Raw genomic sequence first — 18,440 nt, forward strand, 5'->3', positions numbered from 1 at the left:
GCAACGCTCTTGCAGTCGGTAAATGAGGCGTGAGTATGGTCAGTACCCAAGGTATTCTGAAATTAAATATAACCATGCCAACCAGTGGCAAAGAGAATGGTGACGCTGATGTTCGATCCCGTGTTGTTGCGCAGCTTTGTCGCCGTGGTGGACTGCGGCAACTTCACCCGCGCCGCCGAGCGCCTGCACCTGACCCAATCCACCGTGAGCCAGCAGATCCGCCGCCTGGAAGAGGCGGTGGCGTGCCAGTTGCTGGACCGCGACCAGCGCCGCGTGGTCGCCACCGCTGAGGGCGAACGCTTGCTGGCCTATGCGCGACGCATCCTCGCGCTGCATGAAGAAGCCACCGATGTGTTGATCAACCAACAGAGCGACGGCGTGCTGCGCCTGGGGGTACCGGAAGACTTTGCCGCCGAGCGCCTGATGCCGTTGCTGTCGGCATTTGTGCTGTCCTATCCACGGGTGCGCCTGGAGGTCACCAGCGGCCTGGGGCCCGAGTTGCAGCGTCAATACCGCAGCGGCGAGTTCGATGTGTTGCTGGTCAAGCAGATGGGCAGCAGCGATGACTGCCTGGCCTCGTGGCCCGAGCCGCTGTGTTGGGTAGACAGCCGCAGCACGCCGTGCCTGGGGCGCGACCCTCTGCCGTTGGTGGCATTCCCGGTGGGCGGCCTGTACCGCAATGAAATGTTGCACCACCTGGAAGTGGGCGGCTGGCGCTGGCGCATCGGTTATTCCAGCGCAAGCCTGGCCAGCGTGTGTTCGGCGGTGGCGGCGGGGTTGGGTGTGAGTCTGTTGCCGCGACGGGTCGTGCAGCCAGGGCATGTGGAACTGGGGCCGGACAGCGGTTTGCCCGTGGTGCAAGGCGTACGTCTGGCGTTGTATGCCCGTCATGGCCTGAGTGCCGCGGGGCAGTGCTTGCAGGCTGAGCTGTTCGATTTGTGTGCAAACAGCCCCGTTGAGCCATGCCTTAAGTGAATATTTTGTATGCCTGAAAAGCATCAAAAAAAACCACCTCGGCGCCAGGCCACGTGGGCCGGGGCTTTGGTGTTTGCAGAGCATTCTTTTATTCAAATTTGATCTATCTATAACTTCAAAGATTACTTTAAGAGATAAGCGTCTGGCCCCGATGATTCAGCCCTCGACGGCCTTCCACGCAGGCCCGTCGGTTTTTTTGTTTCGAAACCGTAGGGAGTCAATCAATGGGCAATGTCCAGACCGCCGCCAGTGCACCCGAGGCGCAATGGCGCCAGGCACCGAGTGGTGAGTTGGTCGACCTTGGCCGGCCGCACCGCGCGCCGTTGGGGCAATTGCGAACGCAGCAAACCCCGAAGCGCTTCTCCAGCCGCCGCGAAGGGATCCTGCTCGGTTTGTTGGTGTTGGCCCTGCACGGTGCAGTGATTTATTGGGTCAGCCAGAAACCCACGCCGGTGCTGCCGATTGTGCCGCCGGAAATTCCGCCGATGACCATCGAATTTTCCCAGCCGGCACCGCCCGTGGTGGAACCGCCACCGCCTGTGCCGCCACCACCGCCACCGCCTGTTGTCGAGCCGCCGCCGCCGGTGGTGGATGAGTTGGCCGCCAAGCCGGCGCCGCCCAAGCCGATTCCAAAACCTAAGCCCAAGCCGGTGCCAAAGCCTGAGCCCAAGCCCGCACCGAAACCGGTCGAGCAGGCGCCCACGCCACCGCAACCGGCGCCACCGGCACCCGCGCCCGCTCCGCCCGCGCCAGCCCCGGTGACACCGGCTTCGGCCAACGCCGCGTATCTCAAGAACCCGGCGCCGGAGTACCCGTCACTGGCGCAGCGTCGCGGTTGGGAAGGCACGGTGTTGTTGCGGGTGCATGTACTGGCCAGCGGTAAGCCGGGCGAGATCCAGGTCCAGAAAAGCAGCGGTCGCCAGCAACTCGACGACGCCGCACTGACCGCCGTGAAGCGGTGGAGCTTCGTGCCGGCCAAGCAGGGCGATGTGGCCCAGGACGGCTGGGTCAGCGTACCGATCGACTTCAAGATTCACTAACTATTGCGCTGCGGTGTGCAGCACACGCCGCGACTTGTACAGAGGGAAAACATCATGGCATTAGCATCTCCACTTGAATCCATCGAAAGCGCGGTGATCTGGCTGCTGGTGGTCTTTTCGGTCGCCACCTGGGGCCTGGCCCTGCTCAAGGGCGTGCAGTTCGGTCGCCTCAAAGCGCAGGATCGCAAGTTCCACAAACAGTTCTGGGCGGCGTCGAGCCTCGACTCGGCCGCCGAGTTGGCCGAAACCCAGCCCGGCGCCGCTGCCCGTGTGGCCCAGGCCGGTTACGCCGCGATCCAGGTCGGGGAAGCGCCGCACGCGGCCGACCTGAGCCAGGCGATCAACCACCAGGACCGCCTCGAGCGTGCCCTGCGGCAGCAGATCGTACGTGAGCGCCGGTCCCTGGAAACCGGCCTGGCCGTGGTCGCCAGTATCGGCAGCACCTCGCCGTTTATCGGCCTGTTCGGCACCGTGTGGGGGATCATGGAAGCGCTCAAGGGCATCAGCGCCGCCGGCTCCGCCAGCCTTGAAACCGTGGCCGGCCCCATCGGTGCCGCCCTGGTTGCCACTGGCGTGGGGATCGCCGTCGCGGTGCCGGCGGTGCTGGTCTACAACTACTTCCTGCGTCGCCTGAAGCTCACGGCGGCGGACCTGGATGACTTTGCCCACGACTTCTACAGCCTGGCGCAGAAAAACTCCTTCCGTGTGCTGCTGCATCCTGCCCTGACTAAACATGCGCCGGGTAACCCGCAAAAAGTGAAGGAGGCGTCCTGATATGGCCTTCTCCACGCAAGACAGTGATGAGGTACTGAGCGAGATCAACGTCACGCCCCTGGTGGACGTGATGCTGGTGCTGCTGGTGGTGTTTATCGTCACCGCGCCGCTGTTGACCAACGCGATCCCGATCAACCTGCCCAAGACCGAGGCCGTAGCCCCGGTGGAGCAGAAGGACCCGCTGGTGGTGAGCATCGACGGCGCCGGCAAACTGTTCATCAACAAGGACGAAATCCAGCCGGACCTGCTGGAATTCAACCTGCAGGCGGCCAAGGCCAAGGACCCCGATGTGCGGGTGCAACTGCAGGCTGACGATGGTGTGAACTACGGCGAAGTGGCGCGAGCCATGGCGTCTATCGAGCGCGCGGGGATTACCAAGCTGTCGGTGATTACCGCACGTTAGTTGCAAAAGCCTCGACAATTTTTTGGCCGTTTCCTTGGCAGGGTGCGGCCTTTTTTTTGCCTGGAATTCAAGCCACACCGCCAAATCCCAATGTGGAATGTGGAATGTGGAATGTGGAATGTGGGAGGGGGCTTGCTCCCGATGGCGGAGTGTCAGTTGGCCTATTTGTCAGCTGACCCACCGCCATCGGGAGCAAGCCCCCTCCCACATTTGAACCTCATGCAGGTTTGAGTTTTTGGTTATTAATAAATAGCTTCTTATTCCTTAACGAATATAACCCTCGTCCCTATACTGTCCTACAACGTTAAACGCTGCAGGAGGGCACACCCATGCACAGCGAGTCGATTCGTTATCTGATCGTGCCGGGCTGGCAAGGATCGCCAGAAGATCATTGGCAAAGTCACTGGCAGAACAGCCTGCCCAACAGCGCACGGGTGGAGCAGGCCGATTGGCTGACGCCGCGCCGCGAGGACTGGGTGGCTGCGCTGGCCGAGGCGATTGCCGCCGACAGCACCCCGGTAATTCTGATCGCCCATAGCCTGGGCTGCATCACCGTGGCCCATTGGGCTGCCACCGCACCCGTGCAGTTCCTGCGGCAGGTGCGCGGGGCCTTGCTGGTGGCTCCGGCGGATGTTGAACGGCCAGCCTGCTCGCCGGCCTTGCGCAACTTTGCGCCGATCCCGACCGACCTGCTGCCGTTTCCCAGCCAGGTGGTCAGTTCCGATAACGACAGCGCCGTCAGCGCCCCCCGGGCCCTGGAGCTGGCGCGTAATTGGGGCGCCGAAGCCGGCATCCTGTCGGGGGCCGGGCATATCAATGTGAAGTCCGGTCACCAGCGCTGGGAGCAGGGGTTCGCCTACCTGTATCGCCTGCAAAGCCGCCTCGAGCATCACGCCCGGCGCACAGCCTGATATTTTTTCAACGCCCCGTCCCTGAGTGGATTTGGGGCGGGAGCCTGCCATGAGTCTGCATGAAACCTTCGGTCAGCCGCTGCTGACCTTCCCCGACGCCGAAAAAAGCCCGCTGAGCATCCGCGCCAAGGCGCTGGTGTTTGTCGACCCACGCTCGCGCAAGCTGCGCGAAGACCTGGAAAATCTCGCCCCGCGCGCCTTGCCTGTATTGATTCGAGGCGAGACCGGCAGCGGTAAAGAATTGCTGGCGCGGCATATTCACCGGGGCAGCGACCGCTCCGGTTTGTTTGTATCGGTCAATTGCGGCGCCATCAGCCCAACCTACGCCGACGCCGAACTGTTCGGCTACGCCGCCGGCGCCCACAGTGGCGCGGCCAGCAGCCGGGCCGGGTGGTTTGGCTCGGCGAATGGCGGCACTTTGTATCTGGATGAGATCGGCGACTTGCCGCTGCCGATCCAGGTGAAACTGCTGGCGGCCCTGGAAAACCATGAAGTCACCCGCGTGGGCGCTCACCAGCCGAGCCCGGTGGACGTGCGCCTGGTGGCCGCCACCAGCATCGACCTGGCCCAGGCCGTGGCCGCCGGCAAGTTTCATGAGCGGCTGTTCCATTACCTGAGCGAAGGCCAGCTGGATCTGCCGGCATTGCGTGAGCGGGTGGGCGATATCCTGTCGTTGGCCGAGTACTTCCTCGGTATCTACAGCCAGCGCCTGGACCTGCCGGTGCCGCTGATCAGCGATGCGGCCCAGCGCGTCCTCGAACACCACAGCTGGCCGGGTAATACCCGCGAGCTGGAGAACGTCATCCACTTCGCTTTGTTGGTGAGCAGCGGCGACGAAATTCTGCCCGAACACCTGAACCTGCCGGTGGCGGGGTCGCCCTTGGACCAAGTGCAGCGCATCTTCGCCAATGCCAGCCTGGCTGAGCGGGAAACCTTGCGCAGCTTTTTACAGGAACAAGCCGCTACATGAGCAAAATGGAATATCAACGTGAATAAAAGATATTGTTCGGGAATAAAAAATCTAGGTATTGTCCATTCCACGCCGCGATAGCACTTCGCTGGCACACCACATAAAAAACGGTCGTCAGAGACGCCCCGGAATTTCGATAAGGACACTGCATGAAAAAGGTTCTGTTGTTTACCGCATTGGCGGCTGCCCTGACTGCAAGCTTCGCCCAGGCCAACGAGAAACTGGTGGTGGCCGCCACCCCGATCCCGCACGCCGAGATCCTTGAACTGGTCAAGCCAACCCTCGCCAAAGAAGGCGTGGATCTGGAAATCAAAGTCTTCACCGACTACGTACAGCCAAACGTACAGGTTGCCGAGAAGCGCCTGGACGCCAACTACTTCCAGACCCTGCCGTACCTGGAAAACTTCAACAAGGGCAAGGGCACCAACCTGGTCACCGTGGTTGGCGTGCACGTTGAACCCTTCGGCGGTTACTCGAAAAAGATCAAGAATATTTCCGAGCTCAAGGATGGCGCCACCGTGGCCATCCCGAACGAAGGCTCCAACAGCGGCCGCGCCCTGTTGCTGCTGCAGAAAGCCGGTGTGATCACCCTGAAAGACCCGACCAACGCCCTGGCCACGCCGAAAGATATTGCCAGCAATCCTAAGAACCTGAAGTTCAAGGAGCTGGAATCGGCCCTGCTGCCACGGGTGCTGGACCAGGTTGACCTGGACTTGATCAACACCAACTACGCCCTGGAAGCTGGCTTGAACCCGGCCAAGGACGCGCTGATCATCGAAGATGCCAAGTCGCCGTACGTGAACTTCCTGGTGGCGCGCCCGGACAACAAGGACAGCGACGCTATCCAGAAACTGTCCAAGGCCCTGACCAGCCCGGAAGTCAAAGCCTTCATCGAGAAGAAGTACAACGGCGCAGTCGTGCCCGCGTTCTGATGTAAGCCAAAACCCCCTTCAAGGTTTCAACGCCGGCGGCTCACATAGCGTCGGCGTTTTTTATGTGTGGAATCTGGAATGCAATCAAAATGTGGGAGGGGGCTTGTCAGAAGGATTTTTGTAGGAGCGAGCTTGCTCGCGAAAAACTCACAGGCGCCGCGTTCATTCAGGAAGCACGCGTTATCGTTGACGTTTTTCGCGAGCAAGCTCGCTCCTACAGGAGGCGATGTACGCTTAACTGACTGGCATTAGGGCAAACCCCCTCCCACATTGGATCTACGGTGTTTTAGAGATCTCGGCTATTGATCGCCCTGCGCAACGCCACCAACCATTTCACCAGCTCCTGCGGATCAATCGGTTTCGCTTTGTTCATTGTTCATTCCCTCGAAACACAGACCCCCCAACCATAGCCGTCACCTGGAAAACCCGCGAATCCGTCGGTTATCTTTTTGGGTGATATCAATATGCTATTTCGGTATTTAAATTTTACTTTTTATACCTTTAAAGTTCGCGCTACCCGGCGTTACCCACGCCGGATCGGACGACGCTCGCCGCATTACCCCTGCGGTGTCATGGACTCACAATGACCTTCGATTTCGCTTTTATCCTCAGCACCCTGCCGGCGTTTCTGAAAGCCGTGGGCGTCACGCTGCAAGTGGGCCTGATCGCCATTGCCACCTCGTTGCTGGTGGCGCTGATCAACGCCGCACTGCTGGTGTTTCGCACGCCGTACCTGTCGCGCCTGGTGGCGCTCTATGTGGAACTGGCGCGCAATACACCGCTGCTGATCCAGCTGTTCTTCGTGTACTTCGCCTTGCCGGCGCTGGGTTTGAATATCTCCGGGTTCTGGGCGGCGATCATCACCATGACGTTCCTCGGCGGTGCCTACCTCACCGAAGTACTGCGCGCCGGTGTGGAAGCGGTGCCGCTGGCGCAGATCGAGTCGGGCAAGTCCATCGGCCTGTCGGACTGGCAACTGCTGCGTCATGTGATCCTGCCCCAGGCCGGCATCCTCAGCCTGCCGGCGTTGTTCGCCAACTTCATCTTCCTGCTCAAGGAGACCACCGTGGTCTCTGCCGTGGCGGTGCCGGAGATTCTCTACACCACCAAGAGCTACATCGCCCTCTACTACAAAACCTACGAAATGCTCGCCGTGCTGACGCTGATTTGCGTGCTGCTGTTCTTGCCGCTGTCGTTGCTGCTCAGCCGCCTGGAAAGGAGGCTCCAGCATGGCCAGTTCGGGTCTTGAGTTGTTGTGGGTGTCGTTGCCGCAACTGGGCAAGGGCGCTGCGCAGACCCTGTCGATTTCGTTGTTGAGCATCGCCTTCAGTACGGTCGGCGGCGTGTTGTATGGCGTGCTGCGCACCTTGAACAACAGGCTGGTCAACGCGGTGCTGCGGGTTTACCTGGAGCTGTTCCGGGCGATTCCGGTGCTGGTGTGGTTGTACCTGCTGTTCTTTGGCCTGCCGATCTTCTTTGGCCTGAGCATCCCCAGCTTCTGGTGCGCGGTGCTGGTGTTGTCGCTGTGGGGCGCCAGCGAAGTGGGCGAAGTGGTACGCGGCGCGTTGCATTCGCTGCCCCGCGGCCAGCGCGAAGCCGGCCTGTCGATTGGCTTGTCCGACCCGCAGTTGTACGGCTACGTGTTGCTGCCCCAGGCCCTCAAGCGCATGACGCCGCCGACCATCAACGTCTACACGCGCATCATCAAGACCAGTTCCCTGGCGGTGCTGATCGGTGTGGTGGACGTGATCAAGGTCGGCCAGCAAATCATCGAGCGCACCTATGAGTCGGTGTTGATCTACGGCGCGCTGTTCCTGTTTTTCTTCTTTATCTGCTACCCGTTGTCGGCCGCCTCCAAGGTGCTGGAACGGCGCGGGGCCCAAGCATGAGCGCATTGATCGAGTTCCAGGGTTTCAACAAATTCTTCGGCGACCAGCAGGTGCTCAAGGGCATCGACCTGAGTGTGCAAAGCGGCGAAGTGGTGGTGATCCTCGGCCCCAGCGGCTGCGGCAAAAGCACCTTGCTGCGCTGCCTCAACGGCCTGGAAGTGGCCCATAGCGGCAGCCTGCGGTTTGCCGGCAAGGAGTTGTTGGATAAAACCACCGACTGGCGCCAGGTGCGCCAGGACGTAGGCATGGTGTTCCAGAGCTACCACCTGTTCCCGCACATGAGTGTGCTCGACAACATCCTGCTCGGCCCGCTGAAAGTGCAAAAGCGCGAGCCGCGCGAAGCCCGCCAGCAGGCCGAGAAACTGCTGGCGCGCGTCGGCCTGGCGGACAAGCGCGACGCCTTCCCGCGCCAGCTCTCCGGCGGCCAGCAGCAACGCATCGCCATCGTCCGCTCGCTGTGCATGAACCCTCAGGTCATGCTGTTTGACGAAGTCACCGCCGCCCTCGACCCGGAGATGGTCAAGGAAGTGCTGGAGGTGATCCAGGGCCTGGCCCGCGATGGCATGACCCTGCTGATCGTCACCCACGAAATGGCCTTCGCCCGCGCCGTCGCCGACCGCGTGGTGTTTATGGAGGCCGGTCGCATCCTCGAACACAACACCCCCGAAGAATTCTTTACGAACCCGCAAACCGCACGCGCGCAGCAGTTCCTGGAGAAATTCTCCTTTGTCTCAACACTGCCCAAGAAAACCCAGGAACTGGAGCTGCTATGAAAAAGTTACTGCTGCCACTGTTGGCTGTCGCCCTACTGGCCGGCTGCGATAAAAAGGCCGAAGAGCCTGCTAAACCTGCTGCCGCCGTGAGCTACCTCGACAAGATCAAGGCGCGGGACAAGCTGATCGTCGGCGTATTCACCGACAAGCCACCGTTTGGCTTTGTCAACGAAGCCGGGCGCTACGTCGGCTTCGATACCGACATCGGTCGTCAATTCGCCAAGGACCTGTTGGGCGATGAGAGCAAGGTCGAGTTCGTCGCCGTCGAGCCGGCCAGCCGTATTCCGTTCCTGCAAAGCGACAAGGTCGACCTGATCCTCGCCAACATGACCGTGACCCCCGAGCGCAAGGAGGCGGTGGACTTCACCAACCCCAACCTGAAAGTCGCGGTGCAGGCGTTGGTGCCCCAGGACAGCGCGGTGAAAAGCCTGGATGACCTGGCCACCCGCACCACCATCGTTACCACCGGCACCACTGCCGATATCTGGCTGACCAAGAACCACCCGGACTGGAAACTGCTGAAGTTCGAGAAAAACTCCGAGTCGCTGCAAGCGCTGTCGGCCGGGCGTGGCGATGCCTATGCGCAAGACAACCTGGTGCTGTTCAGCTGGGCCAAGCAGAACCCGGGCTACCGCGTGCTGGAGGAGAAACTCGGTGACGAAGCGCCGATTGCCCCGGCGGTGAAGAAGGGCAATATCGAACTGCGCGACTGGGTGAATGCCGAGTTGGCGAAGCTGGGTGAGGAGAAATTCCTGCTCAAGCTGTATGACCAATATGTGCGCAAGGAACTGAGCGATGACACCAAGCCTGAGAGTGTGATTGTCGAAGGCGGGAAGTGGCAGGGCTGATTCCTAGCTGATCGTTCCCACTCCGTGGGAACGATCGTCAATAATCCAGGCCCCTGTTCAATGGGTGATGTGGAATTTTTCGGAGTCGCCCATCTCGCCATTTCCCTGGCCGATTCGGATCATGTAGTGGATTTGCCGCTGGCCTATGTTCTTCAGCAATGCATCCCTGGGAATGAATGCCTGAATCTCCCGCGGCGGCTGATTGTTGAACTCTTTGTCCACCACGACTTCGCCGTCGATGTAAATCTGCAGGCGATCATTGCTTGTGCCTATGTCGGTAGGCTGAATGACGGCGGTTGCTCCCTCGGGGGGCACATCCCTCAAGGACAGTAACCAGTAGTCTGAGGGGGGAGTCGGTGGTTTGGCCTCATTGATTTGCAGGGACGGAAGTTTTTTTGTCTTTTGGCTGCTCATTGGGTCTACCTCAGTACGGGTAAGTGAGGTGCTTGCACGGCAGCGCGTGGGAATGTCCGCGCAGCAAGACGGGAGCCAATATTTACGAGGGTTGGCGGCGGCCGTCTACTGTTAGAACTCACAGGTCTGGCCGGCCTGCGAAGCCTCGGGGTGCGGGAGCCCCATGCAGATAAGGAACCCTGAACTAAGCTCACAGTCGCATACACACTGGCACATCGCATCGCGCACAAGGAGTCTGCATGGGCGGTCGTATTTCCATCTGTATCGTCGGTCTGGGTTTAGTGGTGTTGCTGAGCGCGTGTGGCCAGGAAAAAGCTGAGCCCAAGGCCCATTCGCGGGTCTTTGTTCAAACCGTACAACCCGCCGATTTCGCCGCGGCCGTCACGCTGACCGGAGATATCCAGGCCCGCGTGCAAACCGATTTGTCCTTCCGCGTCGGCGGCAAGATCATCCAGCGCATGGTGGATGTAGGCGATCGCGTCAAAGCCAGACAGGTGCTGGCCAGGCTCGATCCCAAGGATTTGCAGACCAACGTCGATTCCGCCCAGGCCCAGGTCGTGGCCGAGCAGGCGCGGGTCAAGCAAACCGCCGCTGCGTTTGTGCGCCAGGAAAAGCTCCTGCCCAAGGGCTATACCAGCCGCAGCGAATACGATTCCGCCCAGGCCGCGCTGCGCAGCAGCCAAAGTGCCCTGGCCGCCGCGCAGGCGCAGTTGGCCAACGCCCGTGAACAACTCGGCTATACCGCGCTGATCGCGGACGCGCCGGGGGTGATCACCGCGCGCCAGGCCGAAGTCGGTCAGGTGGTGCAGGCCACCGTGCCGATTTTCAGCCTGGCCAGCGATGGCGAGCGCGACGCGGTGTTCAACGTCTATGAGTCACTGCTGGTTGAGCCGCCGCCGGATGCGCCGATCACCGTCAGCCTGCTGGATAACCCGAGCATCAAGGCCGTGGGTAAAGTGCGTGAAGTCACGCCTGCCGTGGCCGCCAATACCGGCACGGTGCAAGTGAAGATCGCCCTGCAATCGTTACCCGAAGGCATGCGGCTTGGTTCGGTGGTCAGCGCCACCGCCAATGGCCCGGCCAAGGCGAGTATCGAGCTGCCGTGGTCGGCGTTGACCAAAGACCTCAGCGAGCCCGCCGTATGGCTGGTGGACGGCGAGGGCAAGGCGCAACTGCACAAGGTCACGGTGGCGCGTTACCTCACAGGCAAAGTGATTGTTGGCGACGGCCTCAAGGGCGGCGAAAAAGTCGTGGTGGCCGGTGGGCAATTGCTGCACCCCGGCATGCTGGTCGAGATCGCCCAGCCAGGAGCCCAGCCATGAAGCGCCTGACGGTTGTACTTGCCGCCAGCCTGTTGCTGATGGCCTGTTCAAAGGAAGAACCGGCGCCCGAGCCCTTGCGCCCGGTGCTGTCCATGGAAGTGAAGTCCGAGGACCAGGAAACCCTCGGCCGTTTCGCCGGCGCCATCCAGGCGCGCTATGAAAGCAATCTGGGCTTCCGCGTCCCCGGTCGCATCGCCCGGCGTGCCGTGGATGTGGGCGCCGAAGTGGACAAGGGCGCCTTGCTCGCGGTGCTCGACCCTACCGACCAACAGAACCAGTTGCGCGCCGCCCAAGGCGATTTGGCGCGGGTGCAGGCGCAGTTCATCAACGCCCAGGCCAATGCCCGCCGCCAGCAGGAGCTGTTCAACCGTGGCGTCGGCGCCCAGGCCCAACTGGACGTGGCCCAGACCGACCTGAAAACCACCCAGGCGTCCCTCGACCAGGCCCAGGCTTCGGTCAACCAGGCCAGGGACCAGCTCAACTACGCCGAGCTGCGCACCGACCACGCCGGCATCGTCACCGCCTGGAATGCCGAGGCCGGCCAGGTGGTCAGCGCCGGTCAGCAAGTGGTGACCCTGGCGCGCCCGGACATCAAGGAGGCGGTGATCGACCTGCCCGCCGGCCTCGCCGAGCGCCTGCCAGCGGATGTGGTATTCCTCGTCGCCGGGCAACTCGACCCCAGCGTCCACACCATCGCCACCGTGCGCGAGATCGAACCCCAGGCCCAAAGCGCCACGCGCACCCGTCGCGCGCGCCTGACCCTGGCCGAAACGCCGCCCGCGTTCCGCCTTGGCACGGCGATCAGCGTGACCTTGAGTTCGGCCATCGCCCCACGCATCGAGTTGCCCCTGAGCGCCTTGCAGGAAGTCGACGGCAAGACCCGCATCTGGATCCTCGATACCCAAAGCCAGACCGTGCAACCGCGCGACATCACGGTGCTGAGTCGTGATGCTGACAGCGCCTTGCTCAACGGCGGCGTCAAACCCGGCGAGCGTATCGTTACCGCCGGCGTGAACAGCCTGAAGCCCGGGCAGAAAGTCAAAATCGACGAGGACAGCCCGCGATGAAAGGCAGCTTCAACTTATCCGACTGGGCCCTCAAGCATCAGTCCTTTGTCTGGTACCTGATGTTCGTCGCGCTGCTGATGGGCGTGTTCTCGTACATGAACCTGGGCCGTGAAGAGGACCCCTCGTTCACCATCAAGACCATGGTCATCCAGACCCGCTGGCCGGGCGCGACCCAGGAAGAAACCCTCAAGCAGGTCACCGACCGCATCGAGAAGAAGCTCGAGGAACTCGACGCCCTCGACTACGTGAAAAGCTACACCCGGCCGGGTGAATCCACGGTGTTCGTGTTCCTCAAGGACACCACCAGCGCCAAGGCCATCCCGGAGATCTGGTACCAGGTCCGCAAGAAGATCGACGACATTCGCGGCACCTTCCCCCAGGGCTTGCAGGGGCCGTCGTTCAACGACGAATTCGGTGATGTGTTCGGCTCGGTGTATGCCTTTACCGGCGACGGCCTGTCGATGCGCCAGTTGCGCGACTACGTGGAGCAGGTGCGCGCCGAGATCCGTTCGGTACCGGGGCTGGGCAAGGTCGAGATGATCGGCCAGCAGGACGAAGTGATTTACCTGAACTTCTCCACGCGCAAACTGGCGGCCCTGGGCATCGACCAGCGCCAGGTGGTGCAAAGCCTGCAATCGCAGAACGCGGTGACCCCCGCCGGCGTGATCGAGGCCGGTCCGGAGCGCATCTCGGTGCGTACCTCGGGGCAGTTCGCCTCGGAGAAAGACCTGGCCAACGTCAACCTGCGCCTCAATGACCGCTTCTATCGCCTGGCGGATATCGCCGAGATCAGCCGTGGCTACGTCGACCCGGCGCGGCCGATGTTCCGCTTCAACGGCAAGCCGGCGATTGGCCTGGCCATCGCCATGCAGAAGGGCGGCAATATCCAGTCGTTCGGTAAGGCGCTGCACACGCGGATGGACGAGCTGACCGCCGACCTGCCGGTGGGCGTCGGTGTGCATAAGGTCTCCGACCAGGCCGAAGTGGTGGAAGAGGCCGTCGGCGGCTTTACCAGCGCGCTGTTCGAAGCGGTGATTATCGTGCTGGTGGTGAGCTTTATCAGCCTGGGCATGCGCGCCGGGCTGGTGGTGGCGTGCTCGATTCCACTGGTGCTGGCGCTGGTATTCGTGTTCATGGAATACAGCGGCATCACCATGCAGCGTGTGTCGCTGGGGGCGTTGATCATCGCCCTCGGCCTGTTGGTGGACGATGCGATGATCACCGTGGAGATGATGATCACGCGCCTGGAAAAAGGCGAAACCAAGGAGCAGGCGGCGACCTACGCCTACACCTCCACGGCATTTCCGATGCTCACCGGTACGTTGGTGACCGTCGCCGGCTTCGTGCCGATTGGCCTCAACGCCAGTTCGGCAGGCGAGTACACCTTTACCCTGTTCGCGGTGATTGCCGTAGCGATGCTGGTGTCGTGGGTGGTGGCGGTGCTGTTTGCGCCGGTGATCGGCGTGCATATCCTCAGTGCCAAGGTGAAACCCCACGACGCCGAGCCGGGGCGCATCGGCCGCGCGTTCAATGGCGGCATGCTGTGGGCCATGCGCAACCGTTGGTGGGCGATCGGCATCACCGTGGGCCTGTTCGTGGCGTCGGTGTTCTCCATGCAGTTTGTGCAGAACCAGTTCTTCCCGTCGTCGGACCGCCCGGAAATCCTCGTCGACCTCAACCTGCCGCAAAACGCCTCGATCAACGAGACGCGCAAGGCCGTCGACCGCCTCGAAGCGATCATCAAGGACGACCCGGACATTGCACGCTGGAGCACTTATATCGGCCAGGGCGCGATCCGTTTCTACCTGCCCCTCGACCAGCAACTGGAAAACCCCTACTACGCGCAACTGGTGATCGTCAGCAAAGGCCTGGAAGAGCGCGGTGCCCTGATTGCGCGCCTGCAAAAGCGCCTGCGCGACGACTTCGTGGGCATCGGCAGTTTCGTGCAGCCGCTGGAAATGGGCCCGCCGGTGGGGCGTCCGATCCAGTACCGCGTGTCTGGCAAAGACACCGACCAGGTGCGCAAACACGCCATCGAACTGGCGACCCTGCTGGATAAAAACACCCATCTGGGCGAGATCATCTACGACTGGAACGAGCCGGGCAAAGTGCTGCGCATCGACATTGCCCAGGACAAGGCGCGCCAGCTCGGGCTGTCCTCCGAAGACGTGGCGCAACTGATGAACAGCGTGGTCAGTGGTGCTTCGGTAACCCAGGTGCACGACGATATCTACCTGATCAGCGTGGTCGGCCGTGCCGAAGACGCCGAACGTGGCACGCCGGAAACCTTGCAGAACCTGCAGATCGTCACCCCCAACGGCACCTCGATTCCGCTGCTGGCCTTCGCCACTGTGCGGTATGAGCTGGAGCAGCCGCTGGTGTGGCGTCGCGACCGCAAGCCGACCATCACCATCAAGGCCTCGGTGCGCGATGAGATGCAGCCGACCGATCTGGTCAAGCAGCTCAAGCCGGAGATCGACAGGTTCAGCGCCGGCCTGCCGGTGGGCTACAAGGTCGCCACCGGCGGCACCGTGGAAGAAAGCGGCAAGGCCCAGGGCCCGATTGCCAGCGTGGTGCCGTTGATGCTGTTCCTGATGGCGACGTTCCTGATGATCCAGCTGCACAGCGTGCAGAAGATGTTCCTGGTGGCCAGTGTCGCGCCGCTGGGGCTGATCGGCGTGGTGCTGGCGCTGATCCCCACGGGCACGCCCATGGGCTTTGTGGCGATCCTCGGCATCCTGGCGCTGATCGGCATCATCATCCGCAACTCGGTGATCCTGGTGACGCAGATCCACGAATATGAAGTGGCCGGCTACACGCCGTGGGACGCGGTAGTGGAAGCCACCGAGCATCGGCGCCGGCCGATCCTGCTCACGGCGGCTGCGGCGAGCCTGGGCATGATCCCGATTGCCCGCGAAGTGTTCTGGGGGCCGATGGCCTACGCGATGATTGGCGGGATCATCATCGCTACCTTGCTGACGCTGCTGTTTTTGCCGGCGCTGTATGTGGCCTGGTACAAGATCCGCGAACCAAAGCAGGAACAACACGGTTAAAAATGTGGGAGGGAGCAAGTCGAATCGTCGCACCGCCCCTCCCACAATTGATCTCAGCTGGGCATTTGAGACGTGGGAAATTTCCGGAAGTGACGCCTGTTGCCCTGGCCAACCGTTGAGTGCTTTACCCTTCGACCTCCACCTCTCAACGGTCGCCTGCCATGAACCGTCTGCGTCTTACCTCGCTGATCTGCTGCTTGTTCCTGTCGCCCCTGGCCTTTGCCGGCACCGTATTGGAAAACCCGTTGTGGCGAGTCGAACTCGATCCGGCCACCCTCGCCATCCGTGTGACACCCAGTGGCCAGCCGCAGGTGCAGGCCTCCAACGGTGTAGCGGCGCGTGCTGTCAGTCAACCTGCACAAAACGCGCAACAGGCCAGTTGGCAATGGGATGACGGTGCCTATCGCGTGACTGCCAGCCTTGAGCAGCGCGACCTGGTGCTGTCGATCACGGCGCGGGAAGCCGGTGAGCTGCCGATTCTTCTGCAACCGCCGAGCGCCATGGGCCGAGGGTTGATGTGGCCGTTGGCCGAAGGGCATTACGTGCCGGCCGGCAATGCCATGTGGAACGCTTTCCTGGTGGCGCAAGGTGACATCAACACCACCCAGGACCTCAGCCTGCCGCTGTGGGGCGTCGATCACGGCGCCTTCACCCTCAACTGGCTGCTGACCAATCCCTATAACAACCGCCTGCGCTGGCGGGGCCAGGCGTTGTCGCTGGCCCATGAGTTCACCTCGCTCGGGCCTGCCGCCCCCATGACCCTGCTGTTGCACCTGGGCGAAAGCGATCCGCTGGCCGGGGCCAAGCGCTATCGCCGATGGCTGGTCGAGCAGGGGCGCTATGAACCCCTGGCAGACAAGCTGCGGCAAACCCCTGGGGCTGAAAAGCTGCTGGGCGCCAGCCATGTCTACCTGTGGGGCAATGACCTGCTGGCGCCGGAGGATGTGCGTGATTGGCCGTTGTTGCTCCAGCGCTTGCGCGCTCATGAACTCAGAGGCCTGTTGGACAAGGACTCCGCAGCGCTGCTGGCGCAGCCCCGCGCCTTGAATCGCTACGAGCAAAGCGTGCTGTTACGCGGCCTCAATGCCGCGATCAATAGGAAGGCCCGGCAGAGTTGGCAGGTGGACGAGCCCGATATGAGCCGTCTTGCCGCGCGCTACGGCGAGTTGCGTCGCGAATTGGCCGTGGACTTTGCCGGTGCCCTGCGCGATAGCCCCGGCACCTGGGGCAGCCAGGTGGTACAGACGCTGCGCGACGCCGGGCTGCCACGCTTGATGCTGACCCTGGGCGAAGGCTGGGAAGGCGGCCTCTGGCACCCCGAGACCATCCGCGCCGGTGTCGACGCCGGCTACCTGATGGCGCCCTACGACTCCTACCAAACCGCGTTGTCCGCCACCGAAAACCCCGACTGGACCACCGCCCACCTGGGCAGCCAGGCTTACCGCGACTGCGCCATCGTGTTGAAGGACGGCACACCCAAGACCGGCTTCCAGCAGTCCGGCCACTACACCGACCCGCGCTGTGTGCGACCTCTGTTGGAGGCGCGGGTGAAAGCCGTGCAGGCCGTTGCCGGCTTCAACGCCTGGTTTCTCGATGCGTACGCCACCAGCATGCTGTTCGACAGTTACCGCGACAGCGCACCGATGACCCAGGCGCAAAACGCCGAAGGCAATATCGATGCAGCCCGTTGGCTGAACACCACGCTGCAATTGCCGACCGGCTCCGAAGACGGCAACGCCATCACCGCCCAGGGCATCCTGTTCGCCCATGGCATGCAAACCCCGGTGCTGGGCTGGGGGGATCGCGACATGACCCAGGACAAACAGTCGCCCTACTACGTGGGCAACTGGTACCCGCCGGAGCAACCAGCGGTGTTCTTCAAGTCGGTGCCGCTGAACGAGCCGTTTCGCACCCTCTACTTCGACCCGACGCTGCGCCTGCCGCTGTATCAGGCGGTGTTCCATGGCTCGGTGATCACCACCCATCACTGGCTGTTCGACAGCCTCAAGCTGAGCAATGTACGGGCTGAAAATGAGCTGACCCAACTGCTCTACAACGTGCCGCCGCTGTATCACCTGAGTGCTGCGACGCTCAAGGCGCGGCTGCCGCTGATCCAGCGCCAGGATCGATTTTTCCGACCGTTGCATGAGCGCCTGGCCACCCAGGCGATGACCGGGTTTCGCTGGCTGACGGCGGATCGGCAGGTGCAGGAAACCACGTTTACCGATGGCACGCGGTTGGTGGCGAATTTTTCCACGGGGTCGAGAGAGGGGTTTGCGGCGAGGAGTGTGACAGCGGTGGTGGATGGGACATCGGTGGTGTATCAGGTGCAGTAGTGGTGTGTATCAGTCCGTCATCGGGAGCAAGCCCCCTCCCACAGGGGAATGCATTCCAAATGTGGGAGTGGGCTTGCCCAGACTTAAACCTTGCGCCAAACGCTGGCCAACCAAGGCTGCTGATCCCGAGGCAATCCCGCCGGCCGGTAGTAGTGCTCCAACTCTTCAAACCCCGCCGTCGTCAGCAATGCCTGCCACGCCTTCAAGTCGTGATAAGAACCATAGCGCGGCCCATTCCAGCCTTCCTGGTTCTCACCCCGTGGATTGGAGCTGAACAGCACACCGCCGGGCTTCAACGCCCCATGCAGTTGCTTGAGCACACGGGGCAGTTCCTGCTTGGGGATATGAAACAGCACTGCATTGGCAAAGATCCCGTCAAAGCGTTCGGCGGGTAAATCCAGCTTGAGGAAGTCCTGCTGCAACACCTCACAGCCGCTGTCTTCGCGCGCCATCTGCGCAAACCGCTCGGAACCATCCAGGCCGACGGCGATATGCCCCAGGCGCGTAAAGGTCTGCAAATCCCGCCCCGGCCCGCAGCCGAAATCCAGCACGGTAAAGGGCGCCGAGCCCTGGATATGGCGCAGCAGCGCGTCGATGTTCTGGCTCACATCGTGATCGCGGGTGCCTTCACGGAAATCCTCGGCCACCTTGTTGTAGTGGCCGAGGGTGGTGGACGTGATCTGGTCGAGGTCGTCGGGCTTGAGGGGCATGGTGATGAATACCGGGCGCTGAG

17 protein-coding genes are annotated in these 18,440 nt (G+C 62.1%); 15 read left to right on the forward strand and 2 right to left on the reverse strand.

All coding sequences use genetic code 11. The features are described from left to right. Positions 1 to 108 precede the first annotated feature (108 nt). The 11 genes from F6S08_RS01695 (at position 109) to F6S08_RS01745 (ending at position 9,515) form a co-directional block, all read left to right on the forward strand. Entirely contained in the window at positions 109 to 975 is an 867-nt protein-coding gene (locus tag F6S08_RS01695; RefSeq protein WP_315871195.1) for a LysR family transcriptional regulator, read from the forward strand. A 224-nt stretch (positions 976 to 1,199) separates the two neighbouring features. After that, a complete protein-coding gene (locus F6S08_RS01700) occupies positions 1,200 to 2,015 on the forward strand; it encodes an energy transducer TonB (protein WP_012721645.1) in 816 nt (271 codons plus the stop codon). Positions 2,016 to 2,069: 54 nt separating this feature from the next. Continuing rightward, positions 2,070 to 2,789 (forward strand): MotA/TolQ/ExbB proton channel family protein, encoded by a 720-nt coding sequence (locus tag F6S08_RS01705; protein WP_027607855.1) that lies wholly within the window; start codon positions 2,070 to 2,072, stop codon positions 2,787 to 2,789. A gap of 1 nt (position 2,790) precedes the next feature. Beyond that, on the forward strand, positions 2,791 to 3,192 hold the full coding sequence (locus F6S08_RS01710) for an ExbD/TolR family protein (protein WP_010565408.1): 402 nt from the start codon (positions 2,791 to 2,793) through the stop codon (positions 3,190 to 3,192). A gap of 329 nt (positions 3,193 to 3,521) precedes the next feature. Continuing rightward, positions 3,522 to 4,103, forward strand: a complete 582-nt coding sequence (locus F6S08_RS01715) for an alpha/beta hydrolase (protein ID WP_016975008.1) — start codon at positions 3,522 to 3,524, stop codon at positions 4,101 to 4,103. 49 nt (positions 4,104 to 4,152) lie between these two features. Next, positions 4,153 to 5,073, forward strand: coding sequence for a sigma 54-interacting transcriptional regulator (locus F6S08_RS01720; RefSeq protein ID WP_315871196.1), 921 nt, complete (start codon positions 4,153 to 4,155; stop codon positions 5,071 to 5,073). 149 nt (positions 5,074 to 5,222) lie between these two features. After that, positions 5,223 to 6,005 (forward strand): MetQ/NlpA family ABC transporter substrate-binding protein, encoded by a 783-nt coding sequence (locus F6S08_RS01725; RefSeq protein WP_027607851.1) that lies wholly within the window; start codon positions 5,223 to 5,225, stop codon positions 6,003 to 6,005. Positions 6,006 to 6,588: 583 nt separating this feature from the next. Beyond that, on the forward strand, positions 6,589 to 7,254 hold the full coding sequence (locus tag F6S08_RS01730; RefSeq protein WP_057725386.1) for an amino acid ABC transporter permease: 666 nt from the start codon (positions 6,589 to 6,591) through the stop codon (positions 7,252 to 7,254). Next, positions 7,235 to 7,894 (forward strand): amino acid ABC transporter permease, encoded by a 660-nt coding sequence (locus F6S08_RS01735; protein ID WP_315871197.1) that lies wholly within the window; start codon positions 7,235 to 7,237, stop codon positions 7,892 to 7,894. The genes F6S08_RS01730 and F6S08_RS01735 overlap by 20 nt, the downstream gene beginning before the upstream one ends. After that, positions 7,891 to 8,667, forward strand: coding sequence for an amino acid ABC transporter ATP-binding protein (locus tag F6S08_RS01740; RefSeq protein ID WP_315871198.1), 777 nt, complete (start codon positions 7,891 to 7,893; stop codon positions 8,665 to 8,667). Before F6S08_RS01735 ends, F6S08_RS01740 begins: the two co-directional genes overlap by 4 nt. After that, positions 8,664 to 9,515, forward strand: coding sequence for a transporter substrate-binding domain-containing protein (locus F6S08_RS01745; protein ID WP_315871199.1), 852 nt, complete (start codon positions 8,664 to 8,666; stop codon positions 9,513 to 9,515). The genes F6S08_RS01740 and F6S08_RS01745 overlap by 4 nt, the downstream gene beginning before the upstream one ends. 57 nt (positions 9,516 to 9,572) lie before the next feature. Here the strand turns inward: F6S08_RS01745 and F6S08_RS01750 are convergent, their stop codons facing one another. Then, a complete protein-coding gene (locus tag F6S08_RS01750) occupies positions 9,573 to 9,929 on the reverse strand; it encodes a hypothetical protein (RefSeq protein ID WP_065925838.1) in 357 nt (118 codons plus the stop codon). Between the two features lie 239 nt (positions 9,930 to 10,168). On the opposite strand from F6S08_RS01750, the gene F6S08_RS01755 reads away from it, so the two are divergent. From F6S08_RS01755 to F6S08_RS01770, 4 genes are all read left to right on the forward strand, one after another. Then, positions 10,169 to 11,251, forward strand: coding sequence for an efflux RND transporter periplasmic adaptor subunit (locus F6S08_RS01755; protein ID WP_065948527.1), 1,083 nt, complete (start codon positions 10,169 to 10,171; stop codon positions 11,249 to 11,251). Then, complete coding sequence (locus F6S08_RS01760; RefSeq protein ID WP_315871200.1) at positions 11,248 to 12,318, forward strand: efflux RND transporter periplasmic adaptor subunit; 1,071 nt, start codon at positions 11,248 to 11,250, stop codon at positions 12,316 to 12,318. Before F6S08_RS01755 ends, F6S08_RS01760 begins: the two co-directional genes overlap by 4 nt. After that, a complete protein-coding gene (locus F6S08_RS01765) occupies positions 12,315 to 15,371 on the forward strand; it encodes an efflux RND transporter permease subunit (RefSeq protein WP_065925835.1) in 3,057 nt (1,018 codons plus the stop codon). The genes F6S08_RS01760 and F6S08_RS01765 overlap by 4 nt, the downstream gene beginning before the upstream one ends. A gap of 161 nt (positions 15,372 to 15,532) precedes the next feature. Then, a complete protein-coding gene (locus tag F6S08_RS01770; protein WP_315871201.1) occupies positions 15,533 to 17,707 on the forward strand; it encodes a glycoside hydrolase in 2,175 nt (724 codons plus the stop codon). 83 nt (positions 17,708 to 17,790) lie between these two features. On the opposite strand, the gene F6S08_RS01775 is transcribed toward F6S08_RS01770, so the two are convergent. Further along, positions 17,791 to 18,417 carry a class I SAM-dependent methyltransferase gene (locus F6S08_RS01775; RefSeq protein ID WP_065925833.1) on the reverse strand — a complete coding sequence of 209 codons (627 nt, stop codon included), beginning with the start codon at positions 18,415 to 18,417 and terminating at the stop codon, positions 17,791 to 17,793. Positions 18,418 to 18,440: the final 23 nt, after the last annotated feature.

The sequence above is a fragment of the Pseudomonas sp. JV449 genome (genome assembly GCF_032424295.1).
GTDB lineage: Bacteria > Pseudomonadota > Gammaproteobacteria > Pseudomonadales > Pseudomonadaceae > Aquipseudomonas > Aquipseudomonas marginalis.

Bases quoted from the DNA above. Each gene is read 5' to 3' on its own strand.
- F6S08_RS01695 (WP_315871195.1), top strand. From the start codon at position 109: ATGTTCGATCCCGTGTTGTTGCGCAGCTTTGTCGCCGTGGTGGACTGC.
- F6S08_RS01700 (WP_012721645.1), top strand. From the start codon at position 1,200: ATGGGCAATGTCCAGACCGCCGCCAGTGCACCCGAGGCGCAATGGCGC.
- F6S08_RS01705 (WP_027607855.1), top strand. From the start codon at position 2,070: ATGGCATTAGCATCTCCACTTGAATCCATCGAAAGCGCGGTGATCTGG.
- F6S08_RS01710 (WP_010565408.1), top strand. From the start codon at position 2,791: ATGGCCTTCTCCACGCAAGACAGTGATGAGGTACTGAGCGAGATCAAC.
- F6S08_RS01715 (WP_016975008.1), top strand. From the start codon at position 3,522: ATGCACAGCGAGTCGATTCGTTATCTGATCGTGCCGGGCTGGCAAGGA.
- F6S08_RS01720 (WP_315871196.1), top strand. From the start codon at position 4,153: ATGAGTCTGCATGAAACCTTCGGTCAGCCGCTGCTGACCTTCCCCGAC.
- F6S08_RS01725 (WP_027607851.1), top strand. From the start codon at position 5,223: ATGAAAAAGGTTCTGTTGTTTACCGCATTGGCGGCTGCCCTGACTGCA.
- F6S08_RS01730 (WP_057725386.1), top strand. From the start codon at position 6,589: ATGACCTTCGATTTCGCTTTTATCCTCAGCACCCTGCCGGCGTTTCTG.
- F6S08_RS01735 (WP_315871197.1), top strand. From the start codon at position 7,235: ATGGCCAGTTCGGGTCTTGAGTTGTTGTGGGTGTCGTTGCCGCAACTG.
- F6S08_RS01740 (WP_315871198.1), top strand. From the start codon at position 7,891: ATGAGCGCATTGATCGAGTTCCAGGGTTTCAACAAATTCTTCGGCGAC.
- F6S08_RS01745 (WP_315871199.1), top strand. From the start codon at position 8,664: ATGAAAAAGTTACTGCTGCCACTGTTGGCTGTCGCCCTACTGGCCGGC.
- F6S08_RS01750 (WP_065925838.1), bottom strand. From the start codon at position 9,929: ATGAGCAGCCAAAAGACAAAAAAACTTCCGTCCCTGCAAATCAATGAG.
- F6S08_RS01755 (WP_065948527.1), top strand. From the start codon at position 10,169: ATGGGCGGTCGTATTTCCATCTGTATCGTCGGTCTGGGTTTAGTGGTG.
- F6S08_RS01760 (WP_315871200.1), top strand. From the start codon at position 11,248: ATGAAGCGCCTGACGGTTGTACTTGCCGCCAGCCTGTTGCTGATGGCC.
- F6S08_RS01765 (WP_065925835.1), top strand. From the start codon at position 12,315: ATGAAAGGCAGCTTCAACTTATCCGACTGGGCCCTCAAGCATCAGTCC.
- F6S08_RS01770 (WP_315871201.1), top strand. From the start codon at position 15,533: ATGAACCGTCTGCGTCTTACCTCGCTGATCTGCTGCTTGTTCCTGTCG.
- F6S08_RS01775 (WP_065925833.1), bottom strand. From the start codon at position 18,417: ATGCCCCTCAAGCCCGACGACCTCGACCAGATCACGTCCACCACCCTC.